The sequence below is a fragment of the Spirosoma horti genome, assembly GCF_054776595.1.
Map to the genome: position 1 here is coordinate 1 of NZ_BAAHBQ010000013.1, position 23,795 is coordinate 23,795.

Annotated in this window: 20 protein-coding genes and 1 riboswitch; of the genes, 11 read left to right on the forward strand and 9 right to left on the reverse strand. The window is 51.9% G+C overall.

What is annotated here, in order from left to right; translation table 11 throughout:
- Positions 1 to 291: 291 nt before the first annotated feature.
- Positions 292 to 3,186, forward strand: coding sequence for a T9SS type B sorting domain-containing protein (locus ACYVAM_RS29505; protein WP_461073753.1), 2,895 nt, complete (start codon positions 292 to 294; stop codon positions 3,184 to 3,186).
- Positions 3,187 to 3,217: 31 nt separating this feature from the next.
- On the opposite strand, the gene ACYVAM_RS29510 is transcribed toward ACYVAM_RS29505, so the two are convergent.
- Both ACYVAM_RS29510 and lysA read right to left on the reverse strand, forming a co-directional pair.
- Positions 3,218 to 3,931 (reverse strand): YebC/PmpR family DNA-binding transcriptional regulator, encoded by a 714-nt coding sequence (locus tag ACYVAM_RS29510; RefSeq protein WP_461073754.1) that lies wholly within the window; start codon positions 3,929 to 3,931, stop codon positions 3,218 to 3,220.
- A 125-nt stretch (positions 3,932 to 4,056) separates the two neighbouring features.
- On the reverse strand, positions 4,057 to 5,328 hold the full coding sequence (gene lysA / locus ACYVAM_RS29515; RefSeq protein ID WP_461073755.1) for a diaminopimelate decarboxylase: 1,272 nt from the start codon (positions 5,326 to 5,328) through the stop codon (positions 4,057 to 4,059).
- Positions 5,329 to 5,370: 42 nt separating this feature from the next.
- Between lysA and ACYVAM_RS29520 the strand changes: the two genes are divergently transcribed.
- From ACYVAM_RS29520 to ACYVAM_RS29545, 6 genes are all read left to right on the forward strand, one after another.
- Complete coding sequence (locus ACYVAM_RS29520) at positions 5,371 to 6,771, forward strand: alkaline phosphatase D family protein (protein WP_461073756.1); 1,401 nt, start codon at positions 5,371 to 5,373, stop codon at positions 6,769 to 6,771.
- 88 nt (positions 6,772 to 6,859) lie between these two features.
- A complete protein-coding gene (locus tag ACYVAM_RS29525) occupies positions 6,860 to 7,591 on the forward strand; it encodes a glucosamine-6-phosphate deaminase (RefSeq protein ID WP_461073877.1) in 732 nt (243 codons plus the stop codon).
- Between the two features lie 71 nt (positions 7,592 to 7,662).
- Positions 7,663 to 8,979 carry an NCS2 family permease gene (locus ACYVAM_RS29530; RefSeq protein WP_461073757.1) on the forward strand — a complete coding sequence of 439 codons (1,317 nt, stop codon included), beginning with the start codon at positions 7,663 to 7,665 and terminating at the stop codon, positions 8,977 to 8,979.
- A gap of 97 nt (positions 8,980 to 9,076) precedes the next feature.
- Positions 9,077 to 9,904, forward strand: a complete 828-nt coding sequence (locus ACYVAM_RS29535; RefSeq protein WP_461073758.1) for a 5'-methylthioadenosine/adenosylhomocysteine nucleosidase — start codon at positions 9,077 to 9,079, stop codon at positions 9,902 to 9,904.
- A gap of 148 nt (positions 9,905 to 10,052) precedes the next feature.
- Complete coding sequence (locus tag ACYVAM_RS29540) at positions 10,053 to 11,237, forward strand: amine oxidase (RefSeq protein WP_461073759.1); 1,185 nt, start codon at positions 10,053 to 10,055, stop codon at positions 11,235 to 11,237.
- Positions 11,238 to 11,406: 169 nt separating this feature from the next.
- Complete coding sequence (locus ACYVAM_RS29545; RefSeq protein ID WP_461073760.1) at positions 11,407 to 12,489, forward strand: lipase family protein; 1,083 nt, start codon at positions 11,407 to 11,409, stop codon at positions 12,487 to 12,489.
- 24 nt (positions 12,490 to 12,513) lie between these two features.
- On the opposite strand, the gene ACYVAM_RS29550 is transcribed toward ACYVAM_RS29545, so the two are convergent.
- The 4 genes from ACYVAM_RS29550 to ACYVAM_RS29565 form a co-directional block, all read right to left on the reverse strand.
- On the reverse strand, positions 12,514 to 13,242 hold the full coding sequence (locus tag ACYVAM_RS29550; RefSeq protein WP_461073761.1) for an esterase family protein: 729 nt from the start codon (positions 13,240 to 13,242) through the stop codon (positions 12,514 to 12,516).
- A 74-nt stretch (positions 13,243 to 13,316) separates the two neighbouring features.
- Positions 13,317 to 13,910, reverse strand: a complete 594-nt coding sequence (locus ACYVAM_RS29555; protein ID WP_461073762.1) for a GDSL-type esterase/lipase family protein — start codon at positions 13,908 to 13,910, stop codon at positions 13,317 to 13,319.
- A 6-nt stretch (positions 13,911 to 13,916) separates the two neighbouring features.
- Positions 13,917 to 14,996: a homoserine O-acetyltransferase family protein gene (locus ACYVAM_RS29560; RefSeq protein ID WP_461073763.1), complete on the reverse strand. Its 1,080-nt coding sequence runs from the start codon at positions 14,994 to 14,996 to the stop codon at positions 13,917 to 13,919.
- A 102-nt stretch (positions 14,997 to 15,098) separates the two neighbouring features.
- Positions 15,099 to 16,412, reverse strand: a complete 1,314-nt coding sequence (locus ACYVAM_RS29565; protein WP_461073764.1) for an O-acetylhomoserine aminocarboxypropyltransferase/cysteine synthase family protein — start codon at positions 16,410 to 16,412, stop codon at positions 15,099 to 15,101.
- Positions 16,413 to 16,622: 210 nt separating this feature from the next.
- A riboswitch (SAM riboswitch) is annotated at positions 16,623 to 16,726 on the reverse strand.
- 189 nt (positions 16,727 to 16,915) lie between these two features.
- Between ACYVAM_RS29565 and ACYVAM_RS29570 the strand changes: the two genes are divergently transcribed.
- Entirely contained in the window at positions 16,916 to 17,242 is a 327-nt protein-coding gene (locus ACYVAM_RS29570) for a DciA family protein (RefSeq protein WP_046375863.1), read from the forward strand.
- A 73-nt stretch (positions 17,243 to 17,315) separates the two neighbouring features.
- Here ACYVAM_RS29570 and ACYVAM_RS29575 read toward each other — a convergent pair whose 3' ends face one another.
- The 3 genes from ACYVAM_RS29575 to ACYVAM_RS29585 all read right to left on the reverse strand — a co-directional run bounded on the left by ACYVAM_RS29575 (position 17,316) and on the right by ACYVAM_RS29585 (position 20,863).
- Positions 17,316 to 18,128, reverse strand: coding sequence for a polysaccharide deacetylase family protein (locus ACYVAM_RS29575; RefSeq protein WP_461073765.1), 813 nt, complete (start codon positions 18,126 to 18,128; stop codon positions 17,316 to 17,318).
- Complete coding sequence (locus ACYVAM_RS29580; protein WP_461073766.1) at positions 18,083 to 19,078, reverse strand: glycosyltransferase family 2 protein; 996 nt, start codon at positions 19,076 to 19,078, stop codon at positions 18,083 to 18,085. The genes ACYVAM_RS29575 and ACYVAM_RS29580 overlap by 46 nt, the downstream gene beginning before the upstream one ends.
- Positions 19,079 to 19,261: 183 nt before the next feature.
- Complete coding sequence (locus tag ACYVAM_RS29585; RefSeq protein ID WP_461073767.1) at positions 19,262 to 20,863, reverse strand: Na+/H+ antiporter; 1,602 nt, start codon at positions 20,861 to 20,863, stop codon at positions 19,262 to 19,264.
- A 103-nt stretch (positions 20,864 to 20,966) separates the two neighbouring features.
- Between ACYVAM_RS29585 and ACYVAM_RS29590 the strand changes: the two genes are divergently transcribed.
- The 3 genes from ACYVAM_RS29590 to ACYVAM_RS29600 all read left to right on the forward strand — a co-directional run bounded on the left by ACYVAM_RS29590 (position 20,967) and on the right by ACYVAM_RS29600 (position 23,778).
- Positions 20,967 to 21,959 (forward strand): ion channel, encoded by a 993-nt coding sequence (locus ACYVAM_RS29590; protein WP_461073768.1) that lies wholly within the window; start codon positions 20,967 to 20,969, stop codon positions 21,957 to 21,959.
- A gap of 97 nt (positions 21,960 to 22,056) precedes the next feature.
- Entirely contained in the window at positions 22,057 to 22,968 is a 912-nt protein-coding gene (locus tag ACYVAM_RS29595; RefSeq protein ID WP_461073769.1) for a S66 peptidase family protein, read from the forward strand.
- Positions 22,969 to 22,974: 6 nt separating this feature from the next.
- Complete coding sequence (locus tag ACYVAM_RS29600; RefSeq protein WP_461073770.1) at positions 22,975 to 23,778, forward strand: SDR family oxidoreductase; 804 nt, start codon at positions 22,975 to 22,977, stop codon at positions 23,776 to 23,778.
- The last annotated feature ends 17 nt before the right edge of the window (positions 23,779 to 23,795 follow it).

A 23,795-nucleotide genomic window follows, 5' to 3' on the forward strand; every position in this document is an offset into this window, starting at 1 on the left:
GGGGCAGTGACGGGTCGGCTTTGCCGACGGGTTTGTACTACTACCAGGCCAGTGTGCGTTTTGCGGTGCTGGACCGCAACGCCCCCCCGACGGTCATCAAGAGCTGGGTCCAGATCGTTCGCGAAGAGATGACGTTACGCTAGAAAATTAGATAATAAGGAGAGGTAAAAGGAGAAAGAAATGGTCGTAAACTATTTCTCTTTCTCCTTTTTTCTTTTTACCTTATCTTACAACCTAATATTAATACACTTTTCACTCGGTGAAGCGTTTTAAGAAAAACGCGACAATTCTATGCGGTTTCTCTATATATCTGGGCTTTTGAGCCTTTTTTTGGGTGCTGTACTTTATCCCAGCATTAGTCAGGCAACTCACGTACGGGCTGGCGAAATAACGACCAAGCTTATTTCCAAAACCTCCCTGACATACAAAGTTACCTTTACGGCTTATTTTGATGAAGTGAAAGGTAAACCGGCCGCTGATCAGGCCGAAAATTATACCATTTGCTTTGGCGATGGCACCACGGCTGATGTTCGGCGCAGTAATCGTGCCTACATTAATGGCCGTACATCATCGGTTAACAGCTATACGGTTATTCATACGTATCCCGGACCAGGTACCTATACCATTGGGGTTACTGTACCTAACCGAAACGCCGATACCAAAAACCTGCCGCCTGCCGCCAGCTCTGACCAACTTCGGTTCTTCGTTTCGACGACGATTTATGTTAATGCAGCCCTGCTGACCAACTCCACGCCGGTGATGCTCAACCCACCCCTGGATTCGGGGCGTGTGGGCCAGAAGTTCTGCCACAACCCGGCCGCCTTCGATGCCGATGGCGACAGCCTGGCCTACCGATTGAGTGTGCCTGCAACCAGTTTGACCGATAATGGATGCGTCGGGCGAGCGATTCCAGCCTATCAGGACCCGACCCGCTTCAGCACCGTCCGGGAAGACGGCGGAGCGCCCCCTACCTTCTCGATCAACCCCATCACCGGCGAACTATGCTGGGATTCCCCCGGCGAACTGGGCCAGTTCAACTTCGCCTTCATCATTGAAGAGTGGCGAAATGGTGTACTCATTGGCGAGATTACCCGCGATATGCAAATCATCGTGGTGGATAATAAAAACCTGCGCCCCCTTATCCAGCCTATTCCTGACCTGTGCGTCGAAGCCGGCACGCTCATCAACCAACCCGTCACGGCCACCGACCCCGACGGACAACGCGTCATCATCTCGGGATTCGGCGGAGTCTTCAATGTGGGACAGGATGGTCAGGCACTGGCAGCCGGCGAACTGATCCAGCCTGCCTACGCCCGACTCATTAATGGAGGAATTACCCAGAATCAGCCCGCCACGGCCACCTTCAGCTGGCAAACTAACTGCAATCAGATCCGGGAGACACCCTACGACGTGACCTTCAAGGTCACCGATGTGCCCCCCAAACCAACGCCCTCGCTGGTCTCCTTCCAGACTTTCCGCATCCGGCTCATTGGACCACCTATCCAGAACCTCACCGCTCGCGCTACGGCCACCGCCAACGGACGAGCCATCCAGCTCAGTTGGAGTCCCTACGCCTGTGGGCTGCCCGGTACCAAACTAGCCATCTACCGCAAGGAAGGCTGTGAGGTGGTGAACATTGACAAGTGTTCTACTGGCGTTCCAGCGGGCTATACCCTCATTGCCCAGGTGCCCTCCACGGCTACCACCTACACCGACACATCCGCTCTCCGCCGGGGCGTCTCCTACTCTTACCGCATGGTGGCCCTTTACCCCGATGTTAACGGGGGCACCAATGGTGGCGCCAGCCGATCTTCCGAGCAGGCCTGTCTGAGCCTGCCTCTGCTGGCTCCAGTCATCACCCAGGTCACCGTCGACTCCACCCGTGATCCCAACGGACAGATCACCCTCCGATGGTCACGACCCATCGGACTCAACCCCGGCGACCTGGGCGCCCCCTACCAGTACCGCATCCAACGAGCCACCGGACTCGACGGCAACACCTACACCCCCATCGCCACCATCAACACCTCCCTCCAACCCGGAGCCCCAGACACCCTCTTCGTCGACCGGGGCTCCGCCAACGCCCCCCTCAACACCGGGGCCAACCCTTACCGATACCGGCTCGAGTTCTACTACACCGACCCCACCACCCGCCAGCTCACCCGACTCGATGTGACCGAGCCAGCCTCCTCGGTGCGCCTGGCGGCCAGCCCCACCAACCGGCGCATCACCCTGGCCTGGCAGGCCAATGTGCCCTGGAGTAACGACAACCGGGTCCACGATGTGTACCGCAGTCGGTCGGGACCCAACGGACCCTTCAACAAGATCCGGGAGGTGAGCGTTACCACCCCCGCTTCCTACACCTTCACCGATGATGGCACCGACAGCTTCCTGGCCGATGGCAACACCAGTCGGGTGCTCTCAGCCGACTCCAGCTACTGCTACCGGGTGATGACAAGGGGCCAGTACACCGACCCCCAACTGGCCCGCCTGGGCCTGCTGACCAACTACAGCCAGGTGCTCTGTGCCAGCCCCACCGACACCACCCGGCCCTGTCCGCCCACCCTGGGGCTGGACTCGCTGAACTGCGCCAGCCTGACGGCCGAGAGCCTCTGTGACCAGACCAGCTTCACCAACAAGCTCAACTGGACACCCAACGCGGGGCCCAGCTGTGATGCCAACATTGCCTCCTACAAGATCTACTACGGGCGCTACCGGCAGGACTCGCTGACGGCCCTGAGCTCGGTGAGTGTGCCCACCACCCGCTTCGATCACAGCGGGCTGAGCACGGTGGCGGGTTGTTATTATGTGACGGCGGTGAGTCAGCGGGGGCTGGAGAGTGCGCCCTCCAACAAGGTCTGCAACGAGGTCTGTCCGGCGCTGGTGCTGCCCAACGTGTTCACCCCCAACGGGGATGGCAAGAACGATGTGTTCAGTCCGTTGAAGTGTCCCCGGTTTGTCGAGCAGATCAGCTTTGTGGTTTACACCCGGTGGGGGGCCAAGGTGTATGAGAGCACGGGGGCAACGCTGAGCTGGGATGGTCGGGGCAGTGACGGGTCGGCTTTGCCGACGGGTTTGTACTACTACCAGGCCAGTGTGCGTTTTGCGGTGCTGGACCGCAACGCCCCCCCGACGGTCATCAAGAGCTGGGTCCAGATCGTTCGCGAAGAAACCAGTTTACGATAAATAAAAAGAGGCCGGTAGAACCGGCCTCTTTTTATTTCATGTTGTGATAAACCATCTGGACGTCGTCGTCCTCTTCGATTCGCTCAATGAGCTTCTCAACATCAGCCGCTTCTTCATCCGTCAGTTCTTTATAATCATTCGGAATGCGCTCAAATTCTGCCTGTTTGATTTCGTAGCCTTTTTCTTCCAGAAACTTCTGGACACTACCAAAGGCGGTAAATTCACCGTAGATGATGTATTGATTGGCTTCCTCATCAAATTCCACCTCATCACCACCTACGTCAATCAGTTCAAGTTCAAGCCCTTCCTGGTCGATACCTTCGGCAGGAATCCGAAAGACCGATTTCCGGTCGAACATAAAGTCGAGCATTCCCTGCGTACCCAGGCTTCCACCAAGTTTGTTGAGGTAGCTACGAACATTGGCTACCGTACGGTTGTGGTTATCCGTAGCGGTTTCAATAACAAGCGCAATGCCATGAGGAGCGTAGGCTTCGTATACAATTTCTTTATAATCCTCCTGCTCCTTGGACGATGCCTTTTTAATGGCCCGGTCTACGTTTTCCTTCGGCATGTTAGCCGCCTTGGCATTCTGGATGATAGCCCTTAACCGACCATTGGTGTCAGGATCTGGACCACCGCCTTTAACGGCCATCACAATGTCTTTACCAATACGGGTAAAGGTTTTAGCCATCTGCCCCCATCGTTTCATTTTTCGGGCTTTCCGGTATTCAAATGCGCGTCCCATTATTTGTTTGTGGTTTGTGCGTTTTGGAGTTCATAGTTTGAGGTTCCTAGTTTGTGGCTGGCTGACGTACATATAGCTTCGAATTAGCCTATTACGAACCACAAACCGTAAACAACAAACCATTTTTACTGCTCTATTACTTCTAAAGTCAACGCGGGTACATCGACCTGACCGCGTATCAAATCATCGAACGTTTCGCGTTGACGGATCAGGTACGGGCGACCCTCGTACACCAGTACTTCGGCCGGACGGAACCGGGCGTTGTAATTCGACGCCATACTGAAGCCATAAGCTCCTGCATTCTCGAACGACAGCACATCGCCGGGCTTCACTTCTGGCAACGAGCGATCCGTAGCAAAGGTATCCGTCTCACAAATATACCCAACTACGTTATAGGTCTTCTCAGCAGCGGTTTCCGCTGATGCGGATGGATTCGAGATATTTTTGATGTCATGATAAGCATCATACATCATGGGGCGAATGAGGTGGTTCAGCCCGGAATCAACGGCGACGAACGTTCGTGTCGGATTCTCCTTCACAATATTGGTTTTAACCAGCAGATGCCCGCTTTCGCTGACCAGAAACTTGCCCGGCTCGAACCAAAGTTCAATGTCGCGGCCATATTGCTGGCAGAAATTCTGAAAAGCGGCCGATACTTTACGGCCCAGTTCAACTACATCGGTCACGTGGTCGCCTTCTTTATAGGCCACTTTAAATCCACTGCCGAAGTCGATGAATGTCAGATTTGGGTAGTCGGCAGCGAGGTCGAACAGGACATCCGCTCCGCGCAGAAACGCGTCGGCGTTCTTGAAATCGGAACCCGTGTGAATGTGCAGCCCGGCAACCGGAATCTGGTACTGCTCCGTCAGTTCCCGAATGGCATCGCGTTGCAGAATTGAAATTCCGAACTTAGAATCGGCATGACCCGTCGAAATCTTGATATTCCCCCCCTCGCTGATGTGCGGATTGATTCGGATGCTAACCGCAACCTGATTTCCGTACGTTTGACCAACCCATTTCAGCAGGGGCAAGCTGTCGACGTTCAACTGCAAACCCAGATCAATGGCCTCGCGAATCTCGTCAAACGACACACCACTGGGCGTAAACATAATCTGAGCCGGTGTAAAACCAGCCAGCATACCCATACGGGCTTCGTTGACCGATACAGAGTCCATCTCAACGCCCTGCTGACGCATCAATTTCAAAATTGATATATTGGTCAGGGCTTTGGCCGCATATTTTATCTTTAGGTTGACTCCGCTAAAGGATGACCGGAGCAAGCCGATTTTTTCGATAATTTTGTCGGCGTCATAGACGTATAAAGGCAAACCGAATTCGTCGGCTATATCCAATACATTGACACCCTGGATCTGGTAAGTACGGTTATTTAGTTGCATGACTTCATTGAACGAACCGCAAAATTACGCCATCTTTCCCCCATGTACAAAATTCAGTTTCTCTTAGTCCTTCTATTGTCTGGCCAAGTGATAGTCTACGGTCAGTCAACCGCGAAACGACAGGCACCAGTTACCCGAAATAGCAAAAAAAATGTAGCCCAGACAAAGGTGCTTCAGTCGGGGCCGATGGTTGGCTATTCGGACATGCGCGAAGTAAAACTCTGGGTACAAACGAACCAACCGGCTCACGTTCAGATCCGTTACCATGAAGACAAAAGCCCGGCGGACGGCAAACCACCGACCAGTTACGTAACCAACGAAGTATACACCAACCGGCAAACGGCTTTTACGGCCCACCTGCTCGCCGATCAGGTGGAACCCGGAAAAAAGTACACGTACGAACTGTTGATCGAGGGCCAGAAGGTGAGCCTGCCCTACCCGACTCAGTTCCAAACCCAAAACCTGTGGCAGTGGCGGACCGACCCACCGACGTTTCACTTCGGCGTCGGAAGCTGCACCTACGTCAACGAAGCTAGGTTCGATCGTCCCGGCACGCCCTATGGCGGAGGCTATGAAATCTTTACGGCGCTGGCGGCCCAAAAGCCCGATTTTATGCTCTGGACGGGCGACAATACCTACACCCGCGAGGCCGACTGGAACAGCCGGAGTGGCGTGTTGCGTCGATATACCCATACGCGTTCGCTGCCGGAGATGCAGCCGTTGCTGGCCGCTACGCATAATTACGCCATCTGGGACGATCACGATTATGGTCCCGACGATTCCGATCGTTCTTACTGGCTGAAAGAAGTGACCCTCGATGCGTTCAAGCTGTTCTGGGCAAATCCGAATTTCATATTCCCCGAAAGCTGCGCCGGAACGTTTGAATGGAATGACTGCCAGTTTTTTATGCTCGATGACCGCACATTTCGCGCGCCCGACAAAATGCCCGACGGGCCTGGCAAGACGTACTTTGCGGATAAACAACTCCAATGGCTACTGGATGCCCTGACGTTCAGCAAAGCAACGTTCAAGTTTATCGTAACCGGTGGCCAGATTGTTAATCCGACCAAATCGTTTGAAAATTACGCCATTTACGGCACCGAACGCGACCGGCTGTTCAAAGCCATTGCGGACGCCAAAATTCCCGGCGTCCTGTTCATTACCGGCGACCGGCACCACTCGATCTTACACAAACTGGATCGACCCGGCACGTATCCGCTGTACGATCTGACCATATCCCCGCTAACATCCAGCCCGGCAAAACCATTGGCCGACGAGTTAAAGTTGCCTACTTATGTAAACGGTACATTGGTAACCGACCGCAACTTTGGCATCCTGAGCGTTAGCGGCCCTTTAGCGGATCGGGTATTGAACATTAAAGTTTACGACCAAAAAGGCAGCGAACGCTGGAGCCGCGATGTGCGGGCGAGTGAGTTGAAGTAAGTTTACGGTTTGTGGTTTACGGTTTGTAGTTTACAGTTATGCATTCATGAACCACAAACTGTATACCCTGAACGACAAACACAAAAACATGACTATTCACCAATTTCCTGACCACGCCACCCTGTCGCAGTATACGGCGGAACACATTGCTGCCCTTATTAATCGAAAACCTGATGCGACGCTCTGCCTGGCCTCGGGCGACACACCGATTGAAACCTACCACCGGTTCGTTGAGCTGGTCAAGGCCGAACGGGTGGACGTTAGCCAATGCACCTTCGTTGGGCTCGACGAATGGGTTGGCTTCGGACCTAATGACTTCGGCAGTTGTTCGTACTACGTATTTCGGGATTTATTCGTCCCGTTGGCGCTTCGCCCCGATCAGATTCACGTTTTCGATGCCAAGGCCACCGACCTTACGGCCGAATGCACCAAAATAGATTCGCTGATTCAGGCAAAAGGCGGGCTGGATGTCCTGCTCGTTGGCATGGGTATGAACGGACATATTGCCCTGAACGAGCCGGGCACCTCCTTTACCTTAGGTTGCCACGTCTCGGAATTAGCCGAAAGCACCAAAACGGTCGGGCAGAAATACTTCGAGAAAGAAACTACACTCACCCAGGGCATTACCCTCGGTTTACGCCACCTGACCGAAGCGCACGAAGTCATTTTGCTGGTGAGCGGGGCGAAAAAAGCGGGCATTTTACACGAAGCTCTGCAAGGACCTGTTACCGAGCAAGTGCCGGCCAGTATCATGCAAACACATCCGAATACACAGATTTGGGTCGATGAAGCCGCCGGAAGTTTGTTAGCGGGCGTTTGAGTTTGTGGCGGGTAGTTTGTAGTTTGTACCGATTGCCTGATACAGCCAACAAACCAAAAACCGTATTCCTCTTGTCAACTGCCTTTACTACCTCTTCTCGTCGAACTGAAGTTCTTGCTGGCATTTCCACGTTTCTGGCAACGATGTACATCATCGTTGTCAACCCGGCTATTCTGAGTCAGGCAGGTTTGCCATTTAGTGGCGTACTCACGGCAACGGTGCTGCTCTCGTTTTTTTGCAGCCTGATGATGGGGCTTTATGCCCGAAATCCGATTGTCGTCGCGCCAGGCATGGGCATGAATGCCTTTTTCACCTTTACGGCCGTGAAAGGCATGGGCATTCGGCCCGAAGTAGCCCTGGGAGCCGTGTTCTGGGCGGGTATGTTGTTTCTATTGCTGTCCATATTCAACATTCGGTCGGCCATTGTACGGGCAATTCCGCAACCCTTACGCTATGCGGTTTCAGCGGGTATCGGGTTATTCATTACCCTAATTGGTTTCGAAAACGCCCGGTTCATTGTCGCCAATCCGGCTACTTTAGTGAGTATTGCGTCGTTCAACGACCCTATCGTACTGACCTTTGTTTTTGGTCTTTTGCTCATGAGCGTGCTGGTGGTACGCGACATACCGGGAGGCATCATTATGGGCATTATCTTAACAACACTCGCAGCCTGGCCCATCGGGCGCTTTTGGGGCGACGCATCGGCCGTTAATTTCGGGCAAAAAACGCTGGTCAACTTTCAGGGAATCTGGTCTATGCCGGATTTTTCACTGCTTGGAAAGTTAGATTTGGTCGGTTCACTTTCGTGGTCGCTCTGGCCCGTTATTTTCGCCTTTGCCTTCACCGATTTATTCGATAGCCTGTCCACATTCGTAGGCGTTGCCGAAGCGGGCGGTCTACAGGATGTGGATGGCGAGCCGCGTAACTTAAACCGGTCTCTCCTGACCGATGCCGTGGCGACTACACTGGCGGGCCTGGTGGGTACCAGCCCCGGAACGGCCTACATCGAGTCGGCGGTAGGCATTGCCCAGGGTGGGCGTACGGGGCTTACGGCCATCGTGGCTGGCTGTTGCTTTCTGCCCTTTCTCTTTCTGTCGCCTTTACTGTCAATTATTCCATCCATTGCCACAGCGCCGGCGCTGGTGCTGGTGGGCGCGTTTATGATGAAGCCCATTACACGCATTGAGTGGGGCCAGTTGGATGACGCACTCCCCGCTTTTCTGGCGCTCGTCCTGATTCCGTTCAGCTACTCGATCACGCAGGGATTGATCTGGGGCTTTTTATCCTGGACAGTCATTAAAGTAGCCATCGGTAAAAGCCGGGAAGTGTCCCTTGGCTTGTGGATTGTCGATGTCTTTTGCGTATTGGCCTTAACGAGCGGACACTGAGCCCCTTAAAGTGATGTCAGTTTCTTAAAACCGACATCACTGTTACAGTACAATCACCACTATTGGCGCAACTTCCCATTAATTTACATACAACCAGATGAAAAAAGTAACGTTAATCTTCCTGCTTATTACCCATGTCTCCGTTGCTCAACACTACAAGCCTCGCCCTGTAACGGGTCTTCTGGGGGCGTTCGGAGCCGAAGTGGCCCTGGTTAATCAGTCGTTGAAGAACCCGAAGAAAGTTATTGTCGACGGCATCACCTTCACGACCGGGCGGCTTGGTAGCCAACGGGTCGTGGTGGCCGAGACGGGGATTGGCAAAGTAAATGCCGCCATGACGACGGCGCTGTTACTTGATCACTTCCGGCCCCAACGGGTTTTATTTACGGGTATTGCCGGTGGCACGAACCCCGACCTTCAGCCCGGCGACATTGTAATTGCCGGACGAACGGCGCATCATGATTATGGTGCCATTACCGACAAAAACACCCCGACCCGGCAAACTCGGAATGCGCTGACAAAACAATTTAATCCGGTCTACTTCCCGGCCGACTCGGCCCTGCTAAAACTAGCCGAAACAGTTGTAAAAAGCGTTTCGCTGGAAGGCATTCCGCTGGCGTCCGGGGGCGTGTCGAACCGGCCGGTTAAGGTGATGACAGGCACGGTGGTTACGGGCGATGTTTTTGTGGCCTCGCCGACAAAAGTGAGCAGTCTACGGGCTGACTTTGGCGCCGATGCCACCGAAATGGAAGGGGCTGCCGTAGCGCAGGTTTGTTATCAGATTCAGGTGCCGCACCTGATTATTCGTAGCCTGAGCGACCGGGCCGATGCCGAAGCGCACATTGCTTATGACAAATTCTATCCGACGGCAGCCCGAAATTCCGCCAAGCTCGTCATTGCCATCGTCCAGGCGCTGGGGAAATGATAAAGGCCGGTGTGTCAACAGTTCTCTATGAAAAGGCATAGCCAGTAGAATTCATTCGAATAACCTAAACCTTTGCCTCAGAAAAGAGGCTTGTGGTTGATGGCTGGCTTCTTTTTCCTGATATTTGAGGATACCAACCATTTTCTCCTTGCTACTCAACTCAACAACCTCGCCGTTCACGAATCCCTTTCAGTCGTTTTGGTGGGCTGGTTACGAATGCAGCGACCAATTAAACTGCTTCGGAAACCGGGTCGATTTACTACGTCAGTCGGGACACATACAATTGCTCCGTGAAGATTATCAGCAAATCCAGACGTTCAATATTCGAACGGTTCGGGAAGGTATCCAGTGGAGCCAGGTCGAAAAAAGACCATATCAATACGATTGGAGCGTTGTAAGCACTATGATGACCGAAGGCCATCGACAGGGCATTCAGCAGGTTTGGGATTTGTGCCATTTCGGTTACCCCGACGACCTGACGCCCCTGCACCCGATGTTTGCCCGACGTTTTGCGGCTTTATGCCGGGCGTTTGTCAAATTTTACCGTGATCAGTATCCAGACGATACCCTGATTGTAACGCCCATCAACGAGGTGAGCTTTATGTCCTGGCTGGGGGGCGATGCCTGCGGCACCTCGCCCTATTGCACCAAGCAAGGCTGGGAGGTAAAAATCGGCCTGATGCGGGCCTACATCGAAGGCGTAGCGGCCATGCGTGAGCTTGACCCCACCATCCGCATTCTGACAACCGAACCGCTGGTGCAAATGGTGCCACCGCTGAACGCAACTCAGGAACAGATCATTAACGCAGCGATTGCGGACGAAAACCAGTTTCAGTCGGTGGATATGCTAGCGGGCAAACTGGTTCCGGAACTAGGCGGGTCGCCCGATTATGTCGACCTGTTGGGCTTCAACTATTATTACAATAACCAGTGGATTAACGGAACGGGTACGTTTCTGGGGTGGAATGATGCGATCCCCGATCCTCGTTGGGTACCGCTGCGTCACCTGCTCGTAAAAGCCTACCGACGCTATGGCCGACCCATTGCCCTCACCGAAACCAGCCATCCGGGTATCGACCGGCCCGTTTGGATTAAAATGATTGCCCGTGAGTGCCTGGCTGTTCTACAGGCCAATGTCCCGCTTTTCGGCGTGTGCCTGTATCCGATCATAGACCGCCCCGATTGGGATCATACCGACTATTGGCATCATTCCGGCTTGTGGGACGCCGATCTGACAACGAATCCAGTAGGTCGGGTACTGGTAGAGCCTTATGCCAACGCCCTGTTGGAGGCACAGGCAATTGTTCAGGAAATCGACCTTCTAACAAGCTAACCTTTTGCCGAACAACTAGTTAAGGAGGTAACTTTCGTCTATCAGGCAATGATCCTCTTTAACTAGTATCCGCTAGTACGAGTAGGGTAAATGTCCTGCGGCTGATCAGTTAGAGCGCCATTTGTCGATCGGGCAGCCGTACATACATGGCCAAAACCATTCCCTGCTTATGAAATACCTATCTACTCTTGCCATTCTGCTTGTGCTTTCGAGTGCCGGTTTCGGCCAAAAACTCAAACCGGGTTTCGATAAAGCCGAGTACATCGAACTACTCAAAGTGTCGGCCCAGTTTGGCGATTCTACATACGTCAACTCTTTTCCGGCTCCCCAGCACTTCAAGCTTGCCTATCGATCGCCGGTCATGGGGCTCGATAACCGTTGGGACCTATGGGCTGATAATCAATCCGTAGCCGTCATCAGTATTCGGGGAACGACCGCCAATAGCGTTAGCTGGCTCAGCAATTTTTATGCGGCCATGGTACCGGCAAAGGGCAAAATCCAGATCAGCGATTCCGAGACATTCAGCTATCAGCTGGCAGACGACCCTAAAGCCGCCATTCATGTGGGCTGGCTGGTCGGCACGGCTTTTTTGGTGAAGGATATGCTCCCAAAAATCGACTCCTGCTACCGGGCGGGTATCAAAAACATGCTTATTATGGGGCATAGCCAGGGGGGCGCGATCGCTTATCTGCTGACCGCCCATCTCAAAAGTTTGCAAAAGCAGTCGCGGCTTCCTGCCGATATTCAGTTCAAAACCTATTGCAGCGCGGGGCCCAAACCGGGCAACTTGTATTTCGCCTACGAGTACGAAGCGGCTACACAAAATGGCTGGGGCTATAATGTCGTTAACTCGGCCGATTGGGTACCCGAAGTCCCTTTCTCCATTCAAACGATCAACGACGTCAATACCACAAACCCGTTTAAGGGGGCACCGGCTCTGATCAAAAAACAGAAATTACCCCAGCGCATTGTGCTCAAGTACATTTACAATAGCTTGAGTAAACCGGCGTTGAAAGCCCAGAAAAATTACCAGAAATACCTCGGACGGCTGGCTTCCAAAACGGTCAGCAAGAACCTCAGCGGCTACGTGGCCCCCGACTATTACAACAGCAATGATTACGTCAGAACCGGGACGACCATCGTCTTGAAGGCAGATAATGAGTACTTTAAAAAGTACCCGGATAGTGAGGAGAAGATTTTCACCCATCATTTTCACCCGCCTTATTTGTATCTGGCCGAAAAGCTGCCTTAACCCGTTACCGGAGCAAGCCGCTTTCTACAAATACAGTTGTGCCATTTTCTGCCAGTCGCTGGCCTGGTGCGCCCGGCCTTCCCACACATATAGTTCGTGGGCAATCTGCTTATCGTGAAGGGCTGAACTCAAGGTAACATTACTGCCCAGAAACGGGTCCTCGGCCCCTATTGTCATCACAATTTGCAGGCGACGTAACGAATCAAGCAAGGCGGAATCGTCCAGGTTGGGCAGAAAGTGATTGGGGCTGTGAAAATAAATTTCCTCGTCGTAGTAGTCATCGAACAAACCGCGAAACTCCCCTACCGGCTCCGACAGGTTATAGCGCCCGCTAAACGCAACGACTTTACCAAACCACTGTGGATGCCGAAACGCGATGTTCAACGCATGGTAAGCGCCCAGGCTACAGCCGTGCGAGATCATGAAGGGTTGTGGGTTCTTGAGCCGGGACAGGGGCAGTACTTCGTTGATAATGTACTGTTCATATTGGCCATGTCGACGAATGCGATCATAGGGATGAGCTTCACTATTATAGACGCTTTCTCGATCTATACTATCCACACAATAGAGCTGCAGCCATCCATTTTCGATTTTTTCCGCCAGTGCCTCCACCAGCCCTAACGCTTCATACTCGTAGAACCGCCCGCGACGAGTGGGAAATACCAGCACGCGTGCGCCAGCATGACCCAAAATAAGCAGTTCCATATCGCGGTTCAGGTTCGGACTGAACCATTTATGATACTCACGGTGCATAACGTAGGCATTAGGTACCTGTGAAATTGCACTAATTCAGGAGAACCTCAACGACGGTGTGGGTAAACAAATCGTTAAAAAATCGGCGTCTGCTGCAGCAACGCTTGTCGCCATGCCTGGTAGCCAACCGAATTAAGGTGCAACCCGTCACCTTCGAAAAACTCCCGGCGTGGTTTACCGTCAGCAGCCAGCAAAGGCGTTGTCATGTCAACGTATTGGCAATTAGGCACGTTAACCAACTCATCACGAATTAATTTGTTTGTTTCCAGGATCTGTCGGGAAATACCCCAGCGGGCAGGACTTACTTTGATCGACAGAAAATACCAGGGTACACCGGGTAGAAGGCGGCTCATTTTTTCGGCGAAAGCGCAAAAGAATAAATAAACCTCCTGCGGATGGCGGCCATCGCCGAGGTCATTATCCCCAGCGTAAAAAACCAGCGACTGGGGGGCAACCGGAACGATCAATCGCTCGAAAAACCAGGCGCAGGCCGCTAATGTTGAGCCACCAAAGCCTAAATTAAGTGTCTGGCTGCCGGGGAAATCCTGCGCCAGCGTTGTCCAGAGTCGAATGGATGAACTTCCATAAAAAACAACTCGATTTGTTGCCTGTGGTATAGCGGCTACTCTATTTTCTACTTCTCGAACGTCGGCTTCGTACCAGACCATAATGCACTATTTAACCGACCTATTATTGGTTATCAGCGAGTTGGCTGTCGGAACCACGGCAGACGAAGCTGCACTCGCCATCCACTTCCGGATAATGCCCGTTAGTGGTCTGAATTCAATTAAAAAACCATCGTGCCCATACAACGAGTCGATCTCTTCGTAGAACGCGTTGGGAATATGCCGGGCCAGAAACTGCTGTTCGGATGGAGGGAAAAGCAGGTCAGACCGGATACCAACAACCAAGGTCCGGGCCTTCACCTGCCCCAGTGCATTCAGAATACTGCCCCGGTTTCGACCTACGTTGTGCGAGTCCATCACCTTCGACAATACCCAATAGGTAAATGCATTGAACCGGTCAGCCAGTTTTTCGCCCTGATACCGCTGGTATCCTGCTGCTTTAAACCCATCTAATTGCTCATTGTTATCTAAAGCCTGGGTAAATCCGTACGTATCATAATTCCGGTACGAAATCATGGCCATAGCCCGGGCGGCTTTCATGCCCGCCAGACCGGCATCGTCGCGTTGTTCAGCCCAGGTCGGATCGGCTTCAATCGCCATCCGCTGCGCTTCGTTAAACGCAATGCACCAGGGAGAAGCAATGGCGCTGGCCGCAATAAGTACCAGGTTTTCGATCAGGTTCGGCTGTAAAATGGCCCATTCGAGCGCCTGTTCGCCCCCGACTGATCCGCCAATGCAGGTATGAATTTTTTCGATCCCTAACTCCTGGCGAAGCAAGTCCAGAGCCGCTACCATATCCCGAATGGTAATCATTGGAAAATCGTGGTGATAGGCTCTGCCCGTTGCCGGATTTACGGACAACGGCCCTGTGGATCCATAACACGAACCAATGATATTGGCGCAGATTATAAACGTCTGTTCCGGGTCATAGTATTTACCCGGCCCTACCATACCGCCCCACCAGTCGCCAGCATCCGCATTTCCCGTTAAGGCATGACATACCCAAACAACATTCGATTGGTCGCTGTTGATGGTACCGCGTGTGGTATAAGCCAACCGGAATCCCGGCAGGCTTTCCCCCGATTCGAGCGGAAACGAATATTTATAATCGAAGTAGTTAAGATTCAATCAAGTTTGTTATTTGTGGTTTGTGGTTTGTGGTTTGCGTTCCATACGCCTTGGTACCAATATACCAGCGTACCTATCGGCAAACCACAAACCACAAACAGTTTAACCAAGAACCGGTTCGGCTATTTTGGCAAAAGCCTGCTCGAAGTCAGCTTTAATATCGTCTATATGCTCAATACCCGCCGACACACGCAGAACGCCCACCTCAACGCCTGCGCTTGCCTGTTCCAGTTCACTTAACTGCTGGTGGGTAGTTGCGGCAGGGTGAATAATGAGCGTTTTTGAATCGCCGACGTTCGCCAGATGGCTCACCATTTTCAGGTTGTTCACGAACTGATCGGCGGCCTCGCTGCTCCCTTTCACTTTAAAGGAAAAAACACCCCCAAAACCGCGTTTCAGGTATTTTTTGGCCAGATCGTGGTAAGGACTGCTTTCCAGACCAGGGTAGTTGACGGATTCGACTTGCTCATGCTGTTCGAGCCATTGAGCCAGCGCCAGGGCATTCTGCACCGTCCGATCGACCCGCAGGGATAGCGTTTCGACACCCTGTAACAACAGGAACGAATTGAATGGACTAATGGCCGGGCCCCAGTCACGCAGCCCTTCGACGCGGGCACGAATAATGAACTGGATATTGCCAAACGGGCCACCCACCCCAAATACATCGCTGAATACCAGACCATGATAGCCTTCTGACGGCTCGCTGAACTGCGGAAACTTGCCGTTGCCCCAGTTGTAGTTACCGCTGTCGACAATAACGCCCCCAATGCTGGTGCCGTGACCACCAATCCATTTCGTCGCTGATTCGACCACCACCGCTGCTCCGTGTTCGATGGGCCGGAAAAGATAGCCACCCGCCCCAAACGTGTTATCCACAATCAGTGGCAGATCGTGCTCTTTGGCCAAAGCCGCAAACGCATCGAAATCGGGGATATTGAATCCGGGGTTTCCAATCGTTTCAAGGTAAATCGCCCTGGTTTTCCCATCGATCAGTTTGGCAAACGACTCGGGCTTGTCGCCGTCCGCGAAGCGGGCTTCGATACCCAGCCGTTTGAACGAAACCTTGAATTGGTTGTAGGTTCCGCCGTATAGAAATGAAGTCGTTACGAAGTTATCGCCCGCGCTAAGAATGTTGCTCAGGGCAATAAACTGAGCGGCCTGACCCGAGGCTACCGCCAGCGCAGCCACCCCGCCTTCGAGAGCCGCAATACGCTTCTCGAACACATCGGAGGTGGGGTTCATAATTCGGCTATAGATATTACCGAATGCCTTCAGTGCAAATAAATCAGCGCCATGTGCCGAGTCATTAAAGACAAACGAGGTCGTTTGATAAATGGGGACGGCCCGGGCGTTGGTTGTCGGGTCGACCTCCTGACCAGCGTGCAGTTGAAGGGTATCAAAATGAAGTTCAGCCATAGTTTTAGAAATAGTTAGTGGTTTATCAAGTAAGGTTCATTACAGGCTGATCGAACTGGCGTTGCGTTCCGGCAACGTCAACCGACAACTGTTGACCATCGGACTAGTGAAAAGCACGACAAACCCTCCCGGTTTTCGTGGCGGTTGGTGAGGATTGCTTAGTAAGCCCCGGAGGACATACAGTGCTGAAGATAAAGCATGTGTATTAACGATTTATAGTCCCTAAATAACTTTAGGCAGGAGTTAGCACCTTGCCATGCGGTAGGTTGCCAGCGATTCACAGAGCCTGATCTCTCCTCGCTTCTTTATAAATCAACGCGCGTCGTGAGTCATAGAGATGACGCGTTGCTATTGACTTGATGGCGCAAGTATACTAGCCAAACGGCGTGAATCCAAACACCACTTCTTTTTTCTATGCGATTAACTTTTTTTAATATGGTTCGCTTCTCTCTGCTCAATTAAGTCAATTGATTGTTTACTTTTGCATGTAAGAACTTCTCCTCATGAATCAGACGTACCGCTATAATCGTGAAAATGCCACCCGCGTGGCCGGAGTTACGTCCTTAAAAGATGCGATTGGGCAGTTGTTAAAAGCCTACCAGCTTCAAACCCGGTTTAACGAAACGTACCTCGAAGCGTTTTGGGGTCGTATGATGGGGCCATCCATTGCCTCCCGCACAAACCGGCTTTACGTTCGTGATCGTAAGCTTTATATTGAAATTGCCTCAGCTCCACTCCGCAACGAACTCGTCAATGCCAAGCAGAAGCTCATTCAGCTTGTCAACAAGGACATGGGTACGGAGGTGATCGACGATGTCATTTTCATCTAGACAGATAATATCTCATCATGTAAAAGGGCGTACAGTTTTGAAACTGTACGCCCTTTTACATGATGAATATGTCTTAAATTACCTTACCGACGGACGTATGTAAGCTCAAGGTGTTGGCAAATTCACCCATCGTTACAAACTGACCAAGCGGTTTCAGATAGCGCAACAGCTTTTCGACCCGGTCGAGTAATTCATCCCGCGAATGCCGACGGACATACCCAGGAATTTTTTCATAAGCCGACAGATCGGTAAATTCCCAGGGGTGAACATACAGGTTCAGGAAACCATCCGATCGGAGCGTTTGGCGGCAAAGTTGTTTGTAATAGGCAAATGGGAAATTTTTCAGGCTTAACCAGAACAGCGGTAGGCGCAGCGTTGGCGTTACCGAAGCCGGAATTTGCCAAACCCCCGATTCGCGGAATGGATGACGGGGCTCGCCCCAGTGGTTATACCGGCCAGGTAGCCAGGTGGGATGCAGGGACGAATTATAGCTGTAACCAGCCTGATGAACGTCGTCCGGATCAACAAATCCCATTCGCGCCCGACGGAAACCCGTTACCGGTTGTTTTAGTAAAGCTTCCAGTGCTAATCGGGATTTCAGCAGATCGGCAGGTTCGAACGTTGTGTGAAAATAGCCGTGCGATGCAATTTCGTGTTTCCGGGCCAGCGATCGAATCAGAGCAGGCTCGTGAAGGGCATAATTAGCCGTCGTAAATAGGGTTGTCCGGGCGCCAACCAGTTCAAAGCGCTCAGCCAGCAAGGTTAGCCCGCGCGTTGACACGGCCACTTGTTCGGTTAATGGAATATCGTGGCCGAATTCAACGGCGGTATCAAACTCTTCTACGTCAACGGTGAATAAAATACTTCCTGAATTGGGGCTTGCCATGTCGTTACGCTCTCCTCTATCTCGCTCGTGTCGCCGATAATATAAGCGGGTCGGCCTTTGACTTCCACGAACGTTTTGCCCAAATATACGCCGATGATCCCAATCATTATAAACTGAACACCCCCAATGAGCACCATCAGCAGAACCAGCGTTGTCCAGCCAGATACGGTTGCATGCGTAAAATAATGCTCATATAGCGCTTCTGCCCCGAATAAGGAGGCCAGAAAAAACATCCCAAAACCGAGCAAAACCGACATATACAGGGGTCTTGTCGAAAAGGATGTGATGCCCATCGCTGCCAGTTGCAGCATTTTCCGGAACGAGTATTTCGAGCGGCCGGCGTATCGGGCGGCTGGCTCGTACAGAATACGGCATTGCCGGAATCCTACCCAGGAGATGGCGCCCCGTAGAAAAAGATCGTTTTCCTTAAACTGCTTCAGCGTGTTGACCACTTTGCGATCGAGGAGCCGGAAATCAGCGGCCCCATCTTCAATCTGTAAGTTGGAAACGTTGCGAAGTAATTGATAAAAGTATTTCGATGTCGTTCGTTTAAACCACGACAGTTTGGGATCGGGTTGCCGAACGGTATACACCACTTCATATCCTTCACACCATTTGTCGATCAGCGTTGGAATCAGCTCCGGTGGATGCTGCAGATCGGCATCCAGACAGATAACGGCTTCACCACGCGCATTGTCGTAGCCAGCCCTCAACGCCATCTGGTGGCCAAAATTTCGGGAAAACGACAGGAATCGAACGACAGGATAGGCCTGGCTCAATTGCCGAAGAACATGGCGCGTCTGGTCGGAACTACCGTCATCAATAATTAGAATTTCATAAGAAGCATACGGTTCCATGACAGCCATGAGTCGGTGAACCAGCACGGCTAAGTTCTCTTCTTCGTTAAAAGCTGGTACGATTAAACTAATCATACCTGACGGAAATTTCATATTTTTAACAGTTAAGGATCGTTACGGACGAATCCCTTTATTTTCGCACTAAATTAAGTAGTATTACCTAATCAATTGCTACTATACCTACAAATTTTAATGTCAAGTTTCTTGCAGGAATCCAGTCTAGCTTAATAAGTCTATCAGATAATCATTTTTATACATCAAAAAATACAGTTTGGTTCATATAACGGGCTGAACGAGGGAAAGTCGGGCGGCTTCCAGATCCAACTCCTGTTCCAGCTTGCGGAGCGTGTCATCGTCCAGTAAGCTATCTTTACGCTGTTCACTCAACACCGTCCGCTCCACAGACAGCAGCTCCAGTTGAAGTCGGATGGCTTCCTGATACAGCTCGGCGGGCCGGTCTGATGCGTTCTTGGCCCGAAGCATTCCATTTAGCTCATTGATCCGTAACTCATACGCATTTTTCACATAGTTCAGCACATCGTCATGAACCGACCCCGCTGAGTGGTTGGCCTCCAGATGGGTAATAACCTGTTGCGCCATCTTGCGTCTGAGCTTACGCTCTTCCAGCTTTTCATCGACTGGTGCCCGCACGTTTAGCTCATCAATCAATACAGGAAGGGTAAGCCCCTGCAACACCAGGGTGCAGAAGATGACACCGAAGGTAATAAACAGGATCAGGTCACGGCCCGGAAATGGCTGGCCGTTGGGCAGGGTAAGCGGCAAGGCCAGCGCACCGGCCAGCGAAACAACGCCCCGCATACCAGCCCAACTCACGACCGAAACCTGCTGCCAGGTGGGTTTTACTTCGCGCTGGCGAATGCGTTTGCTAAACCAGCGGGGCAGGTAAGCACCCGGAAAAACCCAGGCAATCCGACAAACAATAGCAACGGCACTGATTAGCAGGGCATAGTTGAGCGCCTGCGTAAGCGTATAGCCATTCAGTTCCGACACAATTGTGGGCAGTTGCAGGCCAATCAGAATGAATACCAGGCCATTGAGCAGAAACACGACGGTTTCCCAAACCGAGTTTGTTTGTAAGCGGCTCTGGTACGTAAATACCTGTTCACTACGCGCCGATACATACAGGCCAACGGTTACGACAACCAGCACGCCGGAGATGTGTAGTTCTTCGGCTACCAGGTAGGAGCCATACGGAATCAGTAGCGTAATAGCGGTATTGGTGACAGTATCCCGGCTAATTGCCTTGTGCACGAGAATTGCCACCCAGCCAATGAGCAACCCTGCCAATACGCTAGCCACAGCAATGCCAATAAATTGCAGACCTGCCTTCCATAACACAAACTGGCTGGTCAGAACAGCAATCAGCCCGTAGCGGTATATAATTAAACTGCTCGCGTCATTTATCAGGCTTTCGCCTTCCAGTACAGTTGTAATACGTTTCGGTACATTCAGCCCTTTCATCACCGAAGAGGCCGCAATAGCGTCGGGCGGAGCAATGATCGCACCGAGCAAATACCCTTGCGCCAGTGAAAAACCCGGAATGAACATGTAGGCCACCAGTGCCACAACGGTGGAGGTAAACAGCACCAGCCCAACGGCCAGGAACGATACCGAACGGCTATAAAGCTTCAGTTCCACATTGTCGATCTGCCAGGCAGCATAGTAGAGCAGCGGTGGTAAAAATACCAGGAAAACAGCATCGGGGGATAAAATGACGGGGGGTAATCCAGGAACCCAGCCAATAACCAGTCCGGTAATTACCAGCAATATGGGGTAGGATATGCGTAGCCGACGAGCAATGACCGCCAGCAGTGTTGTTACACCGAGTAAACTGGTTACAATTTCAATTGGATGCATACGTTGACTACAATTTCAGGTTGAGCAGTGAAGAGCGGGTCAAATTTGCAATAACTTTGTTAATCGGCCTATTGAACTACTTTCGCAGCCTAACCGATCCGCCATGAATACTACAAATCAACGTCTTTTCAGTCAAACAACTAAAGAAAGTAAATTAGTTGAGCAGGAGGTTCGGCGTGACGATATCGGCTTTGGCACTAAATTAACCGATTCGCGTTCGCGGCTCGTCAATCAGGATGGCACCTTCAACATTGTTCGGATCAACAGCTCCTTATGGGATCGGCTGAATGTTTATAACCGCCTGATTACCATGGGCTGGGTCCAGTTTTTGAGCTGGCTGCTTGTTTTTTATTTAACCGCCAATATACTGTTCGCCGAGGTTTATATGCTGGCGGGAGCCGATACCCTTAAAGCTGCAGACGACAAGGAACTCTATGGCCCTTTCTGGAAATGCTTTTTTTTCAGTTCACAAACACTCACAACAGTTGGCTACGGCCATATTTCGCCCGATAGTTTCCTGACCAGTTCCATTGCCGCCTTCGAATCCATGATGGGCCTACTGGCTTTTGCCCTGGCTACAGGGTTGCTCTACGGGCGGTTTTCCCGACCAATGGCCCACATTCGGTTTTCGAAACAAGCCGTGTTTGCGCCTTATCTGGACGTTAATGGATGGATGTTCAGAATTATCAATACCCGGCCCAATCAACTTATCAATCTGGAAGTTTCGGTATCCATGTCGCGGGTCGAGCCGAAAGCCGACGGTGTACTGTCCAGAAAGTATTACAACCTGAGTCTTGAACGAAATAAAGTGTCTTTTTTTCCGACAAACTGGACGCTGGTTCATCCCATTACGGAACATAGCCCATTGTATGGATGCGCCCCCGAAGATCTTGAACAATCGGACACAGAATTCCTGGTTTCTGTTCAGGCACTTGATGACACCTTTATGCAAAATGTCCATACACGCTTCTCTTACCGGTATAACGAAGTAAAATGGGGTCAAAAGTTTCGCCCGATGTTTGACGTCAGCGAACAAACGCCGGTACGGCTTGACCTGGACAAACTCGACGAAACCGAGGAGGCTTCCTTAAATTAAGTGCCCGTTTCGGTAGTAGACAGCCATTGATTCTATCAACAGTGAGACTGCCTCGTGGATACCGGAAACCCAACCATAAACCTTAAAACACCGTAACGTGATTGTACCTCCTTTTCTGTCGCCTGGCGACACCGTCGGGGTAGTAGCCCCAGCCAGTTGGTTTCCCTATGAGGAGCTTGCTGAAGGGTTGCATATTTTACGTGATCGCTGGCAACTGAATGTGATCGAAGGCGCTAGTTTACACGCAACGGAAGGGCCCTTTGCCGGTTCTGACGACCTCCGCCGGGCCGACCTTCAGCGTCTTTTCGATGACCCGACGGTTCGGGCCGTATTCGCGGCTCGTGGCGGCTATGGCTGCTACCGCATCGCGGATGGGCTCGACTTATCCGGTCTACAAGCCAGTCCCAAATGGCTTGTCGGCTTTAGCGACGTAACTGTCTTGCTGAGTTTGCTGTGTAATCACAAGCTGGTGAGCCTGCATGGCCTCATGCCCCGACAATTTGGCGATCCAGACCGGGCCGAGTCCCTGGAGTCTTTACGGCAATGGCTATTCGGTGTACCTCCAACCCATTACGGCACCGCACCGCATTACCTGAATCGACCGGGCCAGGCAACCGGCCAGTTGATAGGTGGTAACCTGACGTTGCTTATCAATTCCCTCGGTACGCCAACGGATCTTGACTTTCGCGGCAACATTCTATTCATCGAAGATATCGATGAAACGCTTTTTTCCCTCGATCGCATGATGACGCAACTCCGTCGATCTGGTCGCCTGGCCGAATTGGCCGGTTTAGTTGTCGGTCAGTTTACGGACATGCGTGCGAATCTGTCGCTGCCATTTGGCAAAGACTCCTACGAGATTATTGCTGATACCGTTTCGAGCTATACCTATCCGGTCCTGTTTAATTTTCCGGCCGGGCACGTGGATTATAACCTGGCCTTGCCAATTGGCAAAACGGTTGGTCTGGCGGTTCAGGCTGAAGAAGCCAGCATCAATTTTTCAGTATAAGCAGCCATGCCCACTTCATTTTCCGATGCTGTCATTTGGATTACGGGAGCCTCATCGGGTATTGGCGAAGCGGTTGCTCTTGAGCTTGCCCGATACCGGAGCGTTCGCCTGGTTTTATCAGCCCGACGGAGCGATGCCTTAAGCCGAGTCGCCATGAAAACGGGCCTTCCAGAGGCCAATATCATGGTATTACCCATGGACATGAGCGATACCGACCGCTTGCCCAGTTGTGTGGACGCTGTTTACCAGCGGTTTGGCCGGATTGATTACGTTTTTCAGAATGCAGGCATCACACAGCGCAGCGCTGTTGTCGACACCGATTTTTCTGTTTATAAACGCATCATGGACATTAACTTTTTTGGTGTGGTGGCGCTCACCAAAGCCGTTCTGCCGATAATGCTGGCACAAGGTCAGGGGTATTTCGTGGTAACGAGCAGCGTAGCGGGTAAACTAGGCACCAAACAGCGTTCGGGTTACTGTGCCAGTAAACACGCACTCCACGGTTTTTTTGATGCACTTCGGGCCGAAACCTACGCCGAAGGGTTGCGCGTGACCCTGGTTTGTCCTGGGTATATACGTACCCCTATTTCAACGAATGCCTTAAGCGCCAACGGACAGAAACACGGCCAAATGGATGAGAATCAGGAAAATGGTATGCCTGCGAGTGCGTTTGCAAAACAGCTTTTACGGGCGGTCGGTCAGGAAAAAGAAGAAGTCTACATCGGTGGCAAGGAGATTTATGGTATCTACCTGAAACGATTTCTACCGGGATTACTCTCGAGAATACTACGTAATCGGCAAGGCATGTAAACAAGTAGGGCCAGCAA

Excerpts from the sequence above, each read along its gene's own strand:
- ACYVAM_RS29520 (WP_461073756.1), top strand. The coding sequence starts at position 5,371 with ATGTACAAAATTCAGTTTCTCTTAGTCCTTCTATTGTCTGGCCAAGTG.
- ACYVAM_RS29575 (WP_461073765.1), bottom strand. The coding sequence starts at position 18,128 with ATGGCAAGCCCCAATTCAGGAAGTATTTTATTCACCGTTGACGTAGAA.
- ACYVAM_RS29555 (WP_461073762.1), bottom strand. The coding sequence starts at position 13,910 with ATGGTCTGGTACGAAGCCGACGTTCGAGAAGTAGAAAATAGAGTAGCC.
- ACYVAM_RS29505 (WP_461073753.1), top strand. The coding sequence starts at position 292 with ATGCGGTTTCTCTATATATCTGGGCTTTTGAGCCTTTTTTTGGGTGCT.
- ACYVAM_RS29580 (WP_461073766.1), bottom strand. The coding sequence starts at position 19,078 with ATGAAATTTCCGTCAGGTATGATTAGTTTAATCGTACCAGCTTTTAAC.
- ACYVAM_RS29525 (WP_461073877.1), top strand. The coding sequence starts at position 6,860 with ATGACTATTCACCAATTTCCTGACCACGCCACCCTGTCGCAGTATACG.
- ACYVAM_RS29545 (WP_461073760.1), top strand. The coding sequence starts at position 11,407 with ATGAAATACCTATCTACTCTTGCCATTCTGCTTGTGCTTTCGAGTGCC.
- ACYVAM_RS29570 (WP_046375863.1), top strand. The coding sequence starts at position 16,916 with ATGAATCAGACGTACCGCTATAATCGTGAAAATGCCACCCGCGTGGCC.
- ACYVAM_RS29550 (WP_461073761.1), bottom strand. The coding sequence starts at position 13,242 with ATGCACCGTGAGTATCATAAATGGTTCAGTCCGAACCTGAACCGCGAT.
- ACYVAM_RS29585 (WP_461073767.1), bottom strand. The coding sequence starts at position 20,863 with ATGCATCCAATTGAAATTGTAACCAGTTTACTCGGTGTAACAACACTG.
- lysA (WP_461073755.1), bottom strand. The coding sequence starts at position 5,328 with ATGCAACTAAATAACCGTACTTACCAGATCCAGGGTGTCAATGTATTG.
- ACYVAM_RS29600 (WP_461073770.1), top strand. The coding sequence starts at position 22,975 with ATGCCCACTTCATTTTCCGATGCTGTCATTTGGATTACGGGAGCCTCA.
- ACYVAM_RS29510 (WP_461073754.1), bottom strand. The coding sequence starts at position 3,931 with ATGGGACGCGCATTTGAATACCGGAAAGCCCGAAAAATGAAACGATGG.
- ACYVAM_RS29565 (WP_461073764.1), bottom strand. The coding sequence starts at position 16,412 with ATGGCTGAACTTCATTTTGATACCCTTCAACTGCACGCTGGTCAGGAG.
- ACYVAM_RS29535 (WP_461073758.1), top strand. The coding sequence starts at position 9,077 with ATGAAAAAAGTAACGTTAATCTTCCTGCTTATTACCCATGTCTCCGTT.
- ACYVAM_RS29590 (WP_461073768.1), top strand. The coding sequence starts at position 20,967 with ATGAATACTACAAATCAACGTCTTTTCAGTCAAACAACTAAAGAAAGT.